The organism is Photobacterium piscicola (genome assembly GCF_046058925.1).
Taxonomy (GTDB): domain Bacteria; phylum Pseudomonadota; class Gammaproteobacteria; order Enterobacterales; family Vibrionaceae; genus Photobacterium; species Photobacterium piscicola.
In genome coordinates, this window is record NZ_CP175534.1 from 63,418 (window position 1) to 78,649 (window position 15,232).

Annotated in this window: 10 protein-coding genes and 20 tRNA genes; 3 read left to right on the forward strand and 27 right to left on the reverse strand. The window is 42.9% G+C overall.

Annotated features, from left to right (window positions below; translation table 11 throughout):
- Nucleotides 1-10: 10 nt before the first annotated feature.
- From hflX to tsaE, 6 genes are all read right to left on the reverse strand, one after another.
- Nucleotides 11-1,300, reverse strand: a complete 1,290-nt coding sequence (hflX, locus tag ACJZU6_RS00265; RefSeq protein WP_107277052.1) for a ribosome rescue GTPase HflX — start codon at nt 1,298-1,300, stop codon at nt 11-13.
- Nucleotides 1,301-1,328: 28 nt separating this feature from the next.
- Nucleotides 1,329-1,595 (reverse strand): RNA chaperone Hfq, encoded by a 267-nt coding sequence (gene hfq / locus ACJZU6_RS00270; protein WP_080158668.1) that lies wholly within the window; start codon nt 1,593-1,595, stop codon nt 1,329-1,331.
- Between the two features lie 86 nt (nt 1,596-1,681).
- Nucleotides 1,682-2,617, reverse strand: a complete 936-nt coding sequence (gene miaA, locus ACJZU6_RS00275; protein WP_080158721.1) for a tRNA (adenosine(37)-N6)-dimethylallyltransferase MiaA — start codon at nt 2,615-2,617, stop codon at nt 1,682-1,684.
- Nucleotides 2,618-2,638: 21 nt separating this feature from the next.
- Nucleotides 2,639-4,771, reverse strand: a complete 2,133-nt coding sequence (mutL, locus tag ACJZU6_RS00280) for a DNA mismatch repair endonuclease MutL (protein ID WP_408900504.1) — start codon at nt 4,769-4,771, stop codon at nt 2,639-2,641.
- A gap of 2 nt (nt 4,772-4,773) precedes the next feature.
- A complete protein-coding gene (locus ACJZU6_RS00285) occupies nt 4,774-6,504 on the reverse strand; it encodes an N-acetylmuramoyl-L-alanine amidase (protein WP_408900505.1) in 1,731 nt (576 codons plus the stop codon).
- Between the two features lie 5 nt (nt 6,505-6,509).
- Complete coding sequence (gene tsaE, locus ACJZU6_RS00290; RefSeq protein WP_080158671.1) at nt 6,510-6,974, reverse strand: tRNA (adenosine(37)-N6)-threonylcarbamoyltransferase complex ATPase subunit type 1 TsaE; 465 nt, start codon at nt 6,972-6,974, stop codon at nt 6,510-6,512.
- 425 nt (nt 6,975-7,399) lie between these two features.
- On the opposite strand from tsaE, the gene queG reads away from it, so the two are divergent.
- Nucleotides 7,400-8,533, forward strand: coding sequence for a tRNA epoxyqueuosine(34) reductase QueG (gene queG / locus ACJZU6_RS00295; protein ID WP_107277048.1), 1,134 nt, complete (start codon nt 7,400-7,402; stop codon nt 8,531-8,533).
- A gap of 934 nt (nt 8,534-9,467) precedes the next feature.
- On the opposite strand, the gene ACJZU6_RS00300 is transcribed toward queG, so the two are convergent.
- The 21 genes from ACJZU6_RS00300 to orn all read right to left on the reverse strand — a co-directional run bounded on the left by ACJZU6_RS00300 (nt 9,468) and on the right by orn (nt 12,872).
- Nucleotides 9,468-9,543 (reverse strand) — tRNA-Gly (locus ACJZU6_RS00300).
- 23 nt (nt 9,544-9,566) lie between these two features.
- Nucleotides 9,567-9,643, reverse strand: a tRNA-Met gene (locus ACJZU6_RS00305).
- Nucleotides 9,644-9,820: 177 nt separating this feature from the next.
- Nucleotides 9,821-9,896, reverse strand: a tRNA-Gly gene (locus ACJZU6_RS00310).
- Nucleotides 9,897-9,919: 23 nt separating this feature from the next.
- Nucleotides 9,920-9,996, reverse strand: a tRNA-Met gene (locus ACJZU6_RS00315).
- A 71-nt stretch (nt 9,997-10,067) separates the two neighbouring features.
- Nucleotides 10,068-10,143, reverse strand: a tRNA-Gly gene (locus tag ACJZU6_RS00320).
- Nucleotides 10,144-10,167: 24 nt separating this feature from the next.
- Nucleotides 10,168-10,244: transfer RNA gene (locus ACJZU6_RS00325), tRNA-Met, on the reverse strand.
- Nucleotides 10,245-10,421: 177 nt separating this feature from the next.
- Nucleotides 10,422-10,497, reverse strand: a tRNA-Gly gene (locus tag ACJZU6_RS00330).
- Between the two features lie 23 nt (nt 10,498-10,520).
- Nucleotides 10,521-10,597 (reverse strand) — tRNA-Met (locus ACJZU6_RS00335).
- 72 nt (nt 10,598-10,669) lie between these two features.
- Nucleotides 10,670-10,745: transfer RNA gene (locus tag ACJZU6_RS00340), tRNA-Gly, on the reverse strand.
- 23 nt (nt 10,746-10,768) lie between these two features.
- A tRNA-Met gene (locus ACJZU6_RS00345) sits at nt 10,769-10,845 on the reverse strand.
- A gap of 177 nt (nt 10,846-11,022) precedes the next feature.
- Nucleotides 11,023-11,098, reverse strand: a tRNA-Gly gene (locus tag ACJZU6_RS00350).
- 24 nt (nt 11,099-11,122) lie between these two features.
- Nucleotides 11,123-11,199, reverse strand: a tRNA-Met gene (locus tag ACJZU6_RS00355).
- Between the two features lie 71 nt (nt 11,200-11,270).
- A tRNA-Gly gene (locus tag ACJZU6_RS00360) sits at nt 11,271-11,346 on the reverse strand.
- A gap of 24 nt (nt 11,347-11,370) precedes the next feature.
- Nucleotides 11,371-11,447, reverse strand: a tRNA-Met gene (locus ACJZU6_RS00365).
- Nucleotides 11,448-11,518: 71 nt separating this feature from the next.
- Nucleotides 11,519-11,594: transfer RNA gene (locus tag ACJZU6_RS00370), tRNA-Gly, on the reverse strand.
- Between the two features lie 23 nt (nt 11,595-11,617).
- A tRNA-Met gene (locus ACJZU6_RS00375) sits at nt 11,618-11,694 on the reverse strand.
- A 71-nt stretch (nt 11,695-11,765) separates the two neighbouring features.
- Nucleotides 11,766-11,841 (reverse strand) — tRNA-Gly (locus tag ACJZU6_RS00380).
- Between the two features lie 51 nt (nt 11,842-11,892).
- Nucleotides 11,893-11,968: transfer RNA gene (locus ACJZU6_RS00385), tRNA-Gly, on the reverse strand.
- 51 nt (nt 11,969-12,019) lie between these two features.
- A tRNA-Gly gene (locus ACJZU6_RS00390) sits at nt 12,020-12,095 on the reverse strand.
- A 23-nt stretch (nt 12,096-12,118) separates the two neighbouring features.
- Nucleotides 12,119-12,195: transfer RNA gene (locus tag ACJZU6_RS00395), tRNA-Met, on the reverse strand.
- 131 nt (nt 12,196-12,326) lie between these two features.
- Nucleotides 12,327-12,872 carry an oligoribonuclease gene (orn, locus tag ACJZU6_RS00400; RefSeq protein WP_080158673.1) on the reverse strand — a complete coding sequence of 182 codons (546 nt, stop codon included), beginning with the start codon at nt 12,870-12,872 and terminating at the stop codon, nt 12,327-12,329.
- A 72-nt stretch (nt 12,873-12,944) separates the two neighbouring features.
- Here orn and rsgA point away from each other — a divergent pair, with 72 nt between their 5' ends.
- Together rsgA and asd are read left to right on the forward strand one after the other, a co-directional pair.
- On the forward strand, nt 12,945-13,997 hold the full coding sequence (gene rsgA, locus ACJZU6_RS00405) for a small ribosomal subunit biogenesis GTPase RsgA (RefSeq protein ID WP_080158674.1): 1,053 nt from the start codon (nt 12,945-12,947) through the stop codon (nt 13,995-13,997).
- Nucleotides 13,998-14,223: 226 nt separating this feature from the next.
- Complete coding sequence (asd, locus tag ACJZU6_RS00410) at nt 14,224-15,090, forward strand: archaetidylserine decarboxylase (RefSeq protein ID WP_107277089.1); 867 nt, start codon at nt 14,224-14,226, stop codon at nt 15,088-15,090.
- Nucleotides 15,091-15,232: the final 142 nt, after the last annotated feature.

Consider the following 15,232-nt stretch of genomic DNA (forward strand, 5'->3'; position numbering starts at 1 on the left):
CAGCAATCCATTAAGCAACGATGTAGTCATCTAACGAAGTACTTTCTCTTTTTTGTAACCGCGACCATTCTGCCATCGGTAAGCGAATATCAATCATTAAACAGCCATCTGATTCATACTCTTCTTGCACAATACATCCCATCTGATAAAACTTGCTGCGTAACCGTCCAATCATTTCAGGCGGTAGACGCAAGCTGTGTTTTATCATCGTTCCTGCAAGGCGTTCTGTTAAGGCTTGGAATAACAAGTCAATGCCTTGCCCTTCCATGGCTGATACCCAAACTCGTCGAGGTAAACCCTCTTCGTCACGCTCAATTCGTGGTTGTGCATTATCCAAGTTATCAATTTTATTCATAACCTGTAAAACAGGAACATCGCCGGCATCGATTTCATCAAGAACGGTATCTACCGCCTCAATGTTTTCACGAAAGCGATCATCACTGGCATCAACCACATGAAGCAATAGATCTGCTTCTTGTGTTTCTTTTAATGTTGCTTTAAACGCAGCCACTAAATCGTGGGGTAAATGACGAATAAAACCAACAGTATCTGCAAGTATCGCTGCACCGACATCTGCAACTTCAATCTTACGTAATGTTGGATCTAAGGTAGCAAACAGCTGATCGGCTGCATATACCCCAGCATCGGTAATACGATTGAATAATGTTGATTTACCCGCATTGGTATACCCAACTAATGACACCGTTGGGATTTCTGCTCTGTTTCGCGCTCGACGCCCCTGATCACGTTGTTTAGCGACTTTATCTAAACGACGCAAAATAGTTTTAATACGTTCACGTAATAAACGTCGATCGGTTTCTAACTGAGTTTCACCTGGCCCGCGAAGACCAATACCACCTTTTTGTCGCTCAAGGTGAGTCCAACCACGAATTAATCGGGTTGATAGATGACGTAATTGTGCTAATTCAACTTGCAATTTACCCTCATGGGTACGTGCTCGTTGAGCGAAGATATCGAGAATTAACCCGGTACGATCAATCACGCGACATTGACAAAGCTGCTCTAAGTTTCGTTCTTGTGCAGGTGACAATGCATGATTGAAAATAATAATATCTGCATCAACAGCGCTTACGGCATCAGCTATTTCTTGTGCTTTACCTTCACCGACATAATATTTAGGAAGTGGTGTTTTACGACTGCCCGTAACCACGTGCAGCGCATTAACACCAGCGGAAGATACTAGCATTTCAAATTCGCTAAGATCTTCCCATTCCTCATCTTGAGTGAAGTTAATATGAACAAGAATAGCCTGCTCACCAGCTTCATAACGGTCAAACAAGTAATCAGCTCCTTATTTGAAAATAATTTTACTCTTCTGTTTTTTCTGGACGATCACTTCCTGCTGGACGATCACCCGTCTGATGATGATTCACCGGACGAGCGGGTACAACAGTTGAAATAGCATGCTTATAAACCATCTGGTTGACGGTGTTTTTAAGTAGAATGACAAATTGATCAAATGATTCAATTTGGCCTTGTAGTTTGATACCGTTTACCAGGTAAATAGAGACCGGGATTCTTTCACGACGCAGCGCATTCAAAAACGGGTCTTGCAGAGATTGCCCCTTAGCCATTATTTCTTTTCCTTATTTGTTTGTAGTTGTATTAGCAACGAACAAAAACTAAAAATACGCAAAGCAGTTCAGAGTATACACGTTAATTAAACATCACATCTAACTGAGTTTGTGACGGTTTGTAACGCGCTATCAACATCACTACTATCCAACCAAGTCAAATCTTTCCAGCCACGAAGCCAAGTGATTTGACGCTTTGCCAATTGACGAGTAGCACAGATACCACGGAAGACCGCTTCATCTATGTCATGTTTCCCGTCCAAATATTCCCACATCTGTCGATAACCAACGCAGCGAATAGAAGGAAGTTCAAGGTGAAGATCACCACGGTCATACAATGCCCGTACTTCCTGCTCAAACCCTGCTTCGATCATTTTTTTGAACCGAAGCTCAATACGATGATGCAGTACAGCCCTATCCGTGGGCGTAATTGCAAACTGGTGAACCTTGTAAGGTAACGATTCACCTTGAGTTTTCGTTAACTCAGTTAGTGTTTTACCTGAAATGCGAAACACTTCCAATGCACGAGACAATCGCTGTGGATCATTAGGATGGATCCTGGCACCTGCAACAGGATCAATTTGCACTAATTCATCATGCAGAGCTTGCCACCCTCGAGTCTCAGCATCACTTTCTATACCAGCGCGCACAGCATTATCTGCCGCTGGTAATGGTGACAAACCTTCCAATAATGCCTTGTAGTACAACATAGTACCACCGACCAACAAAGGAATCCGCCCCGCAGCCACTATATCAGCCATTTCTTTTAGTGCATCCGTACGAAAGTCTGCAGCAGAATAACTTTGCGCTGGATCACGAATATCGATTAAACGGTGCGGTGCTAGTGCCAATTCATGCGCATCTGGTTTCGCAGTGCCAATATCCATTCCTTTATAAATAAGGGCTGAATCGACACTTATCAACTCAACAGGTAACTGTTCTCGTAACCGAATCGCTAGATCAGTTTTACCTGACGCTGTCGGGCCCATTAAAAAAATTGCTTGTGGTTGTGGCTTAGTCATAACTTGTGGCTTAGTCATAAATTACTTAAATGCTTCTATCGCTGCTTGCATATCAACAGGGCGAACAAGTTGTGTATTAAATGTCATTAATTGATCTCCCCATAGCTGCTCTAATTCGGTAATTAACTGAATCGCTTGTGCTAAAGTGTAGTTTGTTACTGACATATAACATTGCTTAGCGAGCCAGAATAAAAGGTTATCCCATCCTTGAGCATCAGGATCATCACTCACGGCATGAAGATAGGTTAACAAATTTGGGATTAACTGTTGTAAGTTTTGTTGCCTTAGTGGCATACAAACTGACAGAATAATAATGCTATTGCGCCCTTTGGCTTTCAGTTGGATCCCTAATTGTTTAAGTAGTTGTCCATGCTGCTCTGCGCACTGCATTAATTCCGCCTCAACGGGCACCGCCAATGGAATTAATAATGGCTGAGGTTTTAAACCTTCCGTTTTTGCTAATTGCAACTGCCCAACATAACGTAAGTGCTCTGCAACCGATAATTTTAATAACATTATCTGATGGTGCTGGCTTAACAATAGAAATTGCTCATCAACAATTGCCAGCGCTTTTCCTAGTCCAACCTCGTTACCATGAGAACGCTTAGTCGGCTTTATTGCCATCGGTTGACTCGGTGCCCCCCATTCACGTCGCGGTTCAGCTATTCGAGTCGATGCTTTCGGTTCTGCACTTCGTGTCGATATTAACGGCGTAACGTCTGAATTATCCGGTGTTATCAACCGTTGATAAGCGTTAACTTCTGCCGCCGTTGGCCCTGGCTCACCATAATGACGAGAAGGGGAATAATCAGACGTACCTTGTTGGCGCTTAGCGGTGGTTGATGATGGTGATAATGTTGGACTACTCTTTTGACTATAGCTTTGTTGAGTATCTTTACTAACTGAATTTACTAATAAAGTTTTTTTAGGTGTAGAAATAGGTGTCACATTACCATCAAGATTGGTAGCCGATACTGAGGCTGTCGTCATTGATGGTTGAGTCGTCAACCAACTATCAGAGTCAGCTTTGTTGGGATAATCAGGCATCGCTGCAATGGTTTGAGATACGCGATCAATCGGAGCTGTAATCACTTCAGTATGTGCATGCGCACTGGCTCTTACTGGTGTCTGATACTGATGGACATCCTCAATATCTGCAGCTTGTTGTAATGCACTTTGCAGTGTTTGATAAATAAAATCATGTACTAAGCGTGCTTGATGGAAACGCACTTCATGTTTAGCTGGATGGACATTAACATCGACCTGATGTGGATCAACTTCAATATACAACACATAAGCGGCATATTGCTCCGAGCGTAAACTCGATTCATACGCTTGTCGAATAGCATGATTGATTAATTTATCTTTCATCATGCGGCCATTAACGTAGCAATATTGAATATCATTTTGGCTACGCGCGCCTTGCGGACTACAAACCCAACCCGATAATTTCAAATCGCCATGTGCTAATTCAACCACTAATGCATGTTGTAAAAAGGCAGGCCCACAAGCTACGGCCAAACGGCGTTCTTGTTGTAATGTATTATCCGCAATACGATACTGACGCACCAGTTTACCGTTATGACGCAATGTTATTGCAACATCAAAGCGGCTTAAAGCAATGCGTTTAATCAGTTCATCAATATGGGTGAATTCTGTTTTTTCTGTCCGTAAAAACTTACGCCGCGCTGGTGTATTAAAAAATAGATCTAACACTTCCAGTGTCGTACCAACGGGGTGAGCGGCTGGCTTTAATTGAACCTCCATATCACGACCTTCAGCATAGGCTGACCATGCTTCTGTTTGGTCTTCAGTACGGGAGGTTAAGGTGAGGCGTGAAACTGAACTGATACTCGCGAGTGCTTCACCACGAAACCCTAAGCTTACAATGGCTTCAAGATCATCAAGTGAGGCTATTTTTGACGTGGCATGGCGACTTAGGGCTAAGCCAAGTTCATCCTTAGCAATCCCTTTACCATTATCACGAATACGAATTAACCGGCTACCACCTTTTTCGATATCAATATCAATTCGAGTGGCACCGGCATCTATACTATTTTCAACAAGCTCTTTGACTACCGATGCGGGGCGTTCAACAACTTCACCCGCTGCAATCTGGTTAGCCAGCCGAGCGGGTAAAATCTGAATCGGCATAATTAACTTCTTGGAATGATTAGCGTCTGTCCTACAGCTAGTTTATCAGAACGTAGCTTATTCGCATCACGAATAGTTGCTACTGACACCCCATATTTAGCCGCAATCTTACTTAGAAACTCACCACGAGCAACACGGTGACGAACGGTTTTAGTCGCTGGTACCGCTATTTTTAACTTCTGACCTCGCATCACATTGTCAGATTTTAAATGATTAAGCTTACGAATGCTGCTCATTGTCGTACCGTAACGAGCTGCAATCTTACCTAAATACTCACCTCGACTTACTGTGTGCCAAATCACTCGTGTTGATGATGTATGTTTAACCACGGCTTTTGGTGCCGTTGTATTTCCTGTAGGGGCTGTCTTGATGCCACTACCTGGAATCAACAACATTTGACCAATATTCACTGAGTTTGATTTCAGATGATTCGCCGATCTAATGGCTGCCATCGATGAACCATATTTAGCCGCAATACCACTCAATATTTGTCCCGATGTCACTTTATGCTTCATGCCACCGGCATTTAAACGCGAAGCAAATAAGGTACCTTCAGGTGGATGAGCCGTGAAGTATTGTAAAATACCTTTATAAACCGCATTTGCTAGTTGGTTTTGATGAGCATTTGACGTTAATTGACGTTCTTCTACTGGGTTAGTAATAAAGCCCGTCTCAACCAATAATGATGGAATATCAGGTGATTTTAATACGGCCAAACTTGCATATTGCGGTACAGTTTTATGTAAACGTGCAATATGACGTAAATTCGACAATACACGCTTAGCAACATCGTAGCCTTCTTTCTGCGAATAACTAAATTGCAGATCCAGCACCGCACGACCTAAATATTTATCTTTAGGATTACTGGATAACACATCACCACCACCCAGTAGCTCTGATTGTTTCTCACTTTGCTCTAACCAGCGACCGATCTCAGTATTAGCACGACGGGTGTTCAATACCCATACAGATGCACCACGAGGTTTAGGTGAACTAAAGCCATCGGCGTGAATAGAAACCAGTAGTAGCGCTTTATTTTTACGTGCGATCTCTGAACGTTTACTTAATCCTACATAATAGTCACCACGACGAGTCATGACTGCACGCATACCCGTTGTGGCATTAATTTTTGCCGCTAATTTTCGGGCAACGGCTAAGGTCACGTTTTTTTCGTATTTATGTGTTGGACCAATAGAACCAGGATCATCACCACCATGGCCGGCATCAACCGCGACCACAATATCAGCCGTACCAGATGGCAACTTGGCTAAGTTATTTTCAGTGGCTTTTTCTTCCGCTCGTTCTTCTTTATCCGCAGCACCTGCACCAGAACCATTAGGTAAATCCATTACCAAGCGATAGCCATAGCTACCATCAGGGGTTGGTGATAATGAGAAAATTTTAGGTTTAGTGGTACGCTTAAGCTCAAACACCAACCGTGTCGTGCCTTTTTCAGGCGCATTGCTGCTACGAACCGTGGTTAAGATTTCACTCTTAGCCACTGTTATTGGCAATTTTGTTTTTAGTGAAGTCTTGTTTAAGTCAATCACTAATCGTGATGGGTTTGATAGCATAAACTGCGAATAATCCGCTTTGCTTTGCATATCTAATACAACACGTGTTTCGTCAGGAGCTGGCCATACCCGCACTCCCTTTAGTTCATTTGCAAACGCGGTAGAACTAACTAATCCCACTCCCAAAATTAGAAGATTTGCATACGTCCGTAACGCCATTCTAATTAGCCTAATTTTAAGTGGTTGATTAACGTTGAACCATAATCCGTATTCGACGTCACTAATACTGTTCTTTGTTCGCCGTGATAGCGTAATTCCAACTCAAGGTCAGCATCAGGCAGCATTCCAATTCCTTTTTCTGGCCATTCCACTAAACAAATAGCATCTTTAGTAAAATAATCACGGATCCCCATAAATTCTAATTCTTCAGGATCAGCAAGACGATATAAGTCAAAGTGATAAACCTGCCAAGGAGCAAGATCATACGGTTCAACTAACGTATAAGTCGGACTTTTCACATTACCTTGATGGCCCATAGCACGAATAAAACCACGGCTAAATGTCGTTTTACCTGCACCTAAATCACCATGAAGGTATATTGTTGTTTGTTGCGTGCAGGCTTTAGCCAATTTAAGGCCAAAATCTACCGTTGCCTGCTCATCAGCAAGAGAAGTTTCAAATGTTTGCATTATATTTTATCTTGGATTGACTAATTGACGAATAAACGGAAAAAGATCAGTAGCCAGCATACCACGCTCGCTGCTTTGCGCACATAAATCTGCTGCTTTACGATAAATCAAAACCTCGATATATCGAGAGATATAGTGCACGAGATTATGATCTGCCTCGAAAAATGACTATTTTAATTTTACCGCAATAAAGTAACAGCATTCAATTTGTGTCATCCACATATTCAGCAGTGGTGCAGCTTTATACTCTGTCATTATTATCTCAGCTATTATTCCAGCCATTGACAACAGCATGTCAGCTTGTGACTGAGCTAACCATAGCAACTACGGAGTTATCCCTATCATTATTGCTACTAATGGCTATTCTAAAATAATAATGTGCTAGAATCCGTTCCCTGATTTTTACTGGCTATAAGACTGACGCTATGAGTATCGATTATCAACAACTCGCACTGCAAATTAAAATTTGGGGGCAAGAACTTGGCTTTCAGGCAGTCGGGATTTGTGATATCGATTTAACACAGCACGAAGCACAGCTACAGCGATGGCTTGATGCTGGTTACCATGGTGATATGGAGTGGATGGCGCGCCACGGAATGATGCGAGCTCGTCCTCAGGAATTACTTCCTGGAACGGTACGTGTCATCAGTGTTCGTATGAATTACTTACCACCACAAGCTGGGTTTGCTCAAACCTTAAAACAACCAACAAAAGCCTATATTAGTCGTTATTCGCTTGGGCGTGATTATCATAAATTAATTCGAAATCGCCTCAAACAATTAGGCCAACGTATTGAAAGTGTTGTGGGTGAATTTGGCTGTCGACCATTTGTTGATTCGGCTCCAGTATTGGAACGCCCACTTGCTGAAAAATCGGGATTAGGCTGGACAGGAAAACATTCTTTAATTCTTAACGATCATTCGGGCTCATGGTTCTTCTTAGGAGAACTATTAATTGATTTGCCGTTACCGGTTGATACTCCGACAACCAATCAATGTGGAAAATGTGTGGCTTGCATGACTAGTTGCCCAACAGGTGCCATTATTGAGGCTGGCGTCGTTGATGCACGACGTTGTATATCTTATCTCACCATTGAATTTGACGGTATTATTCCAGAGCAATATCGAGCAGCAATGGGCAATAGAATTTATGGTTGTGATGACTGCCAATTAGTTTGCCCTTTTAGCCGTAACGGTGAAATAACAACAGAAACGGACTATCACTGCCGTGATGTATTATTTCAGCAAGATCTCGTCACACTCTATCAATGGAATGAAGCAACGTTCTTAAAAAATACAGAAGGCTCAGCCATTCGCCGTATTGGTCATACTCAGTGGTTACGAAATATTACGATTGCGTTAGGCAATGCGCCTTATCAAACTGACATCATCGATGCATTGAACGCTCGTCAGGGTGAGCACCCGCTCGTCGATGTCCATATTGAATGGGCTTTAGAACAACAACATCAAAAACGCCAACAAATGGTTATTGATGTTCTACCTAATGCCACTAAGCGTTTAGTACGAATTATAGAAAAAGGCTTACCTCGAGACGCATAGCATTCTAGGTACTCTGGGTATATGTGGAAAACTTTTTAAATGACGTCAAAATAGGCAGTAAAAAGAAAGATTAAACACAGGGAGTGGATAACATAATCAAGATGGTTATCCCGCAAAAGGAAGGATTAAATGAACTGTGTGCAAATTGTAGATAAATGAAAAATTAAACATAAAAAACAAAGAGTTACCCTGTTAATTATTCTTACTGAATAAAGCGTATAATTTTACAAACATCACTATTCCTAAAGTTATTCACACCTACCTATCACATCTAATCAACCAACTTACCCACAGATATTCTTATGTGGATAACTCTGTTAATTTAACTGTGATCTAACGGTGCAATAAATTTAAAACACTTACTAAAATAATAACTTATCACATCTTCTGTTTTTGAAAAAACACAAGATAAACCACAATGTGTATGGCGGTAAGTACAATTTAATCAATGCTAAGAAAAGAGCGTTTGTCATATATGACAATATTGATATTACAAACATCTTTGCAAATAGCTAAGATGAAAAAAACAACCGTTAGGTTGCATAATCAATAGCAGATGATGTAATCGAAGCTGATTGCTTCTAAGTGGGCTTCGTAGATAAACTAGAAACACTTGAAGCAGTACACTGATGATATCGGTAATCGAATACCTCAGGAATACCACATTAAGACTAATACTTCACAGTAGTAGTTCATCGATAAGTCCGATGATAACTAAATTGGAGCGACACACGAGGTTCCCGATCTTCAAGGAACTAGGCGTGACCTCAACCTTGGCAATATTATGTACAACCAGCTGAGCTAATGTACATTGCAAAGATTTAAATTGGAGCGACACACGAGGTTCCCGATCTTCAAGGAACTAGGCGTGACCTCAACCTTGGCAATATTATGCACAACCAGCTGAGCTAATGTACATTGCAAAGATTTAAATTGGAGCGACACACGAGGTTCGAACTCGTGACCTCAACCTTGGCAAGGTTGCGCTCTACCAGCTGAGCTAGTGTCGCATCACATCTCTTAAAAAGAGAATTGGTTGCGGGGGCCGGATTTGAACCAACGACCTTCGGGTTATGAGCCCGACGAGCTACCAAGCTGCTCCACCCCGCGTCCGATTTTTTCACCATTAAAGTTTGGTGACAACTATTTTTGTTTACCGCCTAAGCCATAAACAATAATTTGGAGCGACACACGAGGTTCCCGATCTTCAAGGAACTAGGCGTGACCTCAACCTTGGCAATATTGCGTACAACCAGCTGAACTAGTGTACATTGCAAAGATTTAAATTGGAGCGACACACGAGGTTCGAACTCGTGACCTCAACCTTGGCAAGGTTGCGCTCTACCAGCTGAGCTAGTGTCGCATCACATCTCTTAAAAAGAGAATTGGTTGCGGGGGCCGGATTTGAACCAACGACCTTCGGGTTATGAGCCCGACGAGCTACCAAGCTGCTCCACCCCGCGTCCGATTTTTTTCACCATTAAAGTTTGGTGACAACTATTTTTACTCACCGCCGTAGCCATGAATATCAATTTGGAGCGACACACGAGGTTCGAACTCGTGACCTCAACCTTGGCAAGGTTGCGCTCTACCAGCTGAGCTAGTGTCGCATCACATCTCTTTAAAAAGAGAATTGGTTGCGGGGGCCGGATTTGAACCAACGACCTTCGGGTTATGAGCCCGACGAGCTACCAAGCTGCTCCACCCCGCGTCCGATTTTTTCACCATTAAAGTTTGGTGACAACTATTTTTGTTTACCGCCTAAGCCATAAACAATAATTTGGAGCGACACACGAGGTTCCCGATCTTCAAGGAACTAGGCGTGACCTCAACCTTGGCAATATTACGCACAACCAGCTGAGCTAGTGTACATTGCAAAGATTTAAATTGGAGCGACACACGAGGTTCGAACTCGTGACCTCAACCTTGGCAAGGTTGCGCTCTACCAGCTGAGCTAGTGTCGCATCACATCTCTTAAAAAGAGAATTGGTTGCGGGGGCCGGATTTGAACCAACGACCTTCGGGTTATGAGCCCGACGAGCTACCAAGCTGCTCCACCCCGCGTCCGACTTTTTTTCACCATTAAAGTTTGGTGACAACTATTTTTATTTACCGCCTAAGCCATAAACAATAATTTGGAGCGACACACGAGGTTCGAACTCGTGACCTCAACCTTGGCAAGGTTGCGCTCTACCAGCTGAGCTAGTGTCGCATCACATCTCTTAAAAAGAGAATTGGTTGCGGGGGCCGGATTTGAACCAACGACCTTCGGGTTATGAGCCCGACGAGCTACCAAGCTGCTCCACCCCGCGTCCGATTTTTTCACCATTAAAGTTTGGTGACAACTATTTTTGTTTACCGCCTAAGCCATAAACAATAATTTGGAGCGACACACGAGGTTCCCGATCTTCAAGGAACTAGGCGTGACCTCAACCTTGGCAATATTGCGCACAACCAGCTGAACTAGTGTACATTGCAAAGATTTAAATTGGAGCGACACACGAGGTTCGAACTCGTGACCTCAACCTTGGCAAGGTTGCGCTCTACCAGCTGAGCTAGTGTCGCATCACATCTCTTTAAAAAGAGAATTGGTTGCGGGGGCCGGATTTGAACCAACGACCTTCGGGTTATGAGCCCGACGAGCTACCAAGCTGCTCCACCCCGCGTCCGATTTTTTTCACCATTAAAGTTTGGTGACAACTATTTTTACTCACCGCCGTAGCCATGAATATCAATTTGGAGCGACACACGAGGTTCGAACTCGTGACCTCAACCTTGGCAAGGTTGCGCTCTACCAGCTGAGCTAGTGTCGCATCACATCTCTTTAAAAAGAGAATTGGTTGCGGGGGCCGGATTTGAACCAACGACCTTCGGGTTATGAGCCCGACGAGCTACCAAGCTGCTCCACCCCGCGTCCGATTTTTTTCACCATTAAAGTTTGGTGACAACTATTTTTGTTTACCGCCTAAGCCATAAACAATAATTTGGAGCGACACACGAGGTTCGAACTCGTGACCTCAACCTTGGCAAGGTTGCGCTCTACCAGCTGAGCTAGTGTCGCATCACATCTCTTAAAAAGAGAATTGGTTGCGGGGGCCGGATTTGAACCAACGACCTTCGGGTTATGAGCCCGACGAGCTACCAAGCTGCTCCACCCCGCGTCCGATTTTTTTCACCATTAAAGTGTGGTGACAACTATTTTTGTTTACCGCCTAAGCCATAAACAATAATTTGGAGCGACACACGAGGTTCGAACTCGTGACCTCAACCTTGGCAAGGTTGCGCTCTACCAGCTGAGCTAGTGTCGCATGGCTAGGTCTTTCACCTAACGTTCACCGCTTACGCTATGAACTACAAATTGGAGCGACACACGAGGTTCGAACTCGTGACCTCAACCTTGGCAAGGTTGCGCTCTACCAGCTGAGCTAGTGTCGCATAGCTAGGTCTTTCACCTAACGTTCACCGCTTACGCCATGAACTACAAATTGGAGCGACACACGAGGTTCGAACTCGTGACCTCAACCTTGGCAAGGTTGCGCTCTACCAGCTGAGCTAGTGTCGCATCACATCTCTTTTAAAAAGAGTTGGTTGCGGGGGCCGGATTTGAACCAACGACCTTCGGGTTATGAGCCCGACGAGCTACCAAGCTGCTCCACCCCGCGTCCGATTTTCAACAAAAGGAAACAAACTCGTTATCTCCTTTCGAGGCTGCGCATTATACGACTAAAACTACGGGATGCAATAGTTCTTAAACCAAAAAACGCAGATTATTTTCTAACTGCTTATTTTCACATCAAATATTGAAAATATGCTCACGATAATAGCGTAACTCAGCAATAGAATCATGAATATCATCTAATGCTAAATGGCTACCTTGTTTAGAAAAGCCATCCAGTAGCTCAGGCTTCCATCGGCGAGTTAATTCTTTAAGTGTACTCACGTCAAGATAACGGTAATGAAAATACTGTTCAAGCTTCGGCATATGCTTATATAGGAAGCGACGATCTTGCCCAATACTATTACCACAAATAGGTGAAGCGCCTTTAGGTACCCATTGTTCTAAGAAATCGATAGTTTGAGCAACGGCTTGAGCTTCTGTAATCGTACTTTGACGAATACGCTCGACTAAACCACTATTAGTGTGTGTGTTTGTGCACCAATCATCCATTTTTTCTAATTCAGCTTCTGGCTGATAAATAGCTAAAACAGGGCCTTCTGCCAACACATTAAGCTGTGGATCTGTCACAACTGTAGCGATTTCAATGATTTTATGAGTTTCTGGATCTAATCCGGTCATTTCCAGATCTATCCAAATAAGGTTCTGATCGCTGATTGTCATTCGATATTGCCTCTTTTGTGACTAAACCATGTATGATAATACCGAAAGCCAACCAAACAGAACGATATTCTTGTGGCAAAAAAGAAAAAACTTACTCAAGGTCAGAGCCGACGCGTTCGCTCTAACCAAAATAAGCGCCTAGATCGCGCTAAAAATGAAGTCCAATGGGATGAAGCCCTGTTGGAAAATGCCCGTGAAGGGCTGGTCATTACTCGTTTTGGTCAACACGCTGATGTTGAAGATCCACAAACGGGTATTATTCACCGTTGTAACCTACGTCGTAGTATTCAGAGCCTTGTTTCTGGCGATCGCGTCGTATGGCGTCCCGGTGTTGAAGCATTGCAAGGTATTGCTGGTGTTGTAGAAGCGGTACATGAACGCAAATCAATGTTGACTCGCCCAGACTATTACGATGGTGTAAAAGCTGTAGCTGCTAACGTTGACCGTATTGTGATTGTGTCATCAATATTGCCAGAGCTATCGCTTAACATTATTGACCGCTACATTATTGCAGCAGAAACTATCGGCATTAAGCCATTAATTGTGGTCAATAAAGTTGACTTACTTACACCAGAACAACGGGTTGACGTTGAACGTAAATTAACGCAATACCAAAACATTGGTTATAGCGTACGTTTAGTCAGTACTGATACGGGTGAAGGGCTTGATGATCTTAAAGTTGATTTACAAGATCATGTCAGTATTTTTGCTGGCCAATCTGGTGTAGGTAAATCAAGTATGGTTAATGCTCTGATGCCGGAAGTTGAAGCGGATATTGGTGATGTTTCAACAAACTCAGGTTTAGGCCAACACACCACAACCGCAGCAAGGTTGTATCATTTCGCTGATGGCGGTGATTTAATTGACTCACCGGGAGTGCGCGAATTTGGTTTATGGCATTTAGAGCCTGAACAGATTACAGAGGCTTTTGTTGAATTTCGTCAATATTTAGGTGGCTGTAAATTCCGTGACTGTAAACACGGCAATGATCCCGGTTGTATCATTCGCGAAGCAGTTGAACGTGGTGATATTAGTCGCGATCGCTATAACAGTTATCATAAGATTATTGAAAGCATGTCGGAAAATGTGGCAAATCGCCAATTTTCACGCAATAAGCCAAACTGATAACCAAGATAAAGCCTAAACGAAATTTATTTTTATTTAGGCTTATTTTTTATCTGCTGCGATCCAAATTAGCACCGACAAGCCTAACTTATCCACGACCTCGGTAATGCCAGAATAACTGACATTATTAAAATAGTTCGGTATTATTGCGGGTTGACGTTATTCTTCCAAATAAGCAAAGAATAACTAACTTATTGATTAATTAATATTTACTGGAAGAATAATTGTGTTAGATAAGATTAAGATTGGCCTTCAATATAGTCTACCGAAACATGCTTTAACCCGTCTTGTGGGTAAACTGGCGGCTTTTGAAGGTGGAAAACTCACCACTACCATTATTCGTTGGTTCATCAAGCAATATAACGTCAATATGGCAGAAGCGCGTAATCCTGATCCGAGTGCCTATCCAACCTTTAACGCTTTTTTTGTGCGTGAACTCATGGAAGGGGCTCGTCCAATTAATAACGACCAGTATATCATTAGCCATCCTGCAGATGCTTGCGTGAGCCAATTAGGCCCGATTAAAGCTGGACGTTTATTCCAAGCTAAAGGCCATTATTTTGATGCTTGTGAACTACTTGGTGGTGATCGTACATTAGCGGATGAATTTATTGATGGTGAATTTGCAACACTCTACCTTTCACCAAGTGACTATCACCGTGTGCATATGCCATGTGATGGTGTATTACGCCAAATGATTTATATTCCCGGCGATCTCTTCTCTGTAAACCCACTGACCGCAGCTAACGTGCCAAATTTATTTGCCCGTAATGAACGTGTGGTGTGTGTATTTGAAACTGAATTTGGTCCATTAGCTCAAGTGCTAGTTGGAGCAACGATAGTGGGCAGTATTGAAACAGTGTGGGCGGGAACGGTAACACCACCAACGGGCCCTGAAGTTCGCCGCTGGGATTACCCAACCACGGGTGAACAAGCGATCAGTTTAAAGAAAGGTCAAGAAATGGGTCGTTTCAAACTGGGTTCTACCGTGATCAATTTATTTCCTAAAGACAGCATCCGTTTTGTAGAAAACATGCAGCCTCGTCAAGTTACGCGCATGGGACAACCTTACGCTGAATATTTAGTTAAATAATATAAAGATATTGAGATACGGAGTGAACATTACTCCGTATTCTCATTAACACCCAATACTGAACATCATTATTCCGATAAGTGCCATTATCTCATTTATATTACACCTGCAATTTAGCTCTATTCCCCCATCGTATTTTCAA

What these genes read in the sequence shown, in the direction of transcription:
- hfq (WP_080158668.1), bottom strand. Translation starts at nt 1,595, where the DNA reads ATGGCTAAGGGGCAATCTCTGCAAGACCCGTTTTTGAATGCGCTGCGT.
- miaA (WP_080158721.1), bottom strand. Translation starts at nt 2,617, where the DNA reads ATGACTAAGCCACAACCACAAGCAATTTTTTTAATGGGCCCGACAGCG.
- mutL (WP_408900504.1), bottom strand. Translation starts at nt 4,771, where the DNA reads ATGCCGATTCAGATTTTACCCGCTCGGCTGGCTAACCAGATTGCAGCG.
- ACJZU6_RS00285 (WP_408900505.1), bottom strand. Translation starts at nt 6,504, where the DNA reads ATGGCGTTACGGACGTATGCAAATCTTCTAATTTTGGGAGTGGGATTA.
- tsaE (WP_080158671.1), bottom strand. Translation starts at nt 6,974, where the DNA reads ATGCAAACATTTGAAACTTCTCTTGCTGATGAGCAGGCAACGGTAGAT.
- queG (WP_107277048.1), top strand. Translation starts at nt 7,400, where the DNA reads ATGAGTATCGATTATCAACAACTCGCACTGCAAATTAAAATTTGGGGG.
- orn (WP_080158673.1), bottom strand. Translation starts at nt 12,872, where the DNA reads ATGACAATCAGCGATCAGAACCTTATTTGGATAGATCTGGAAATGACC.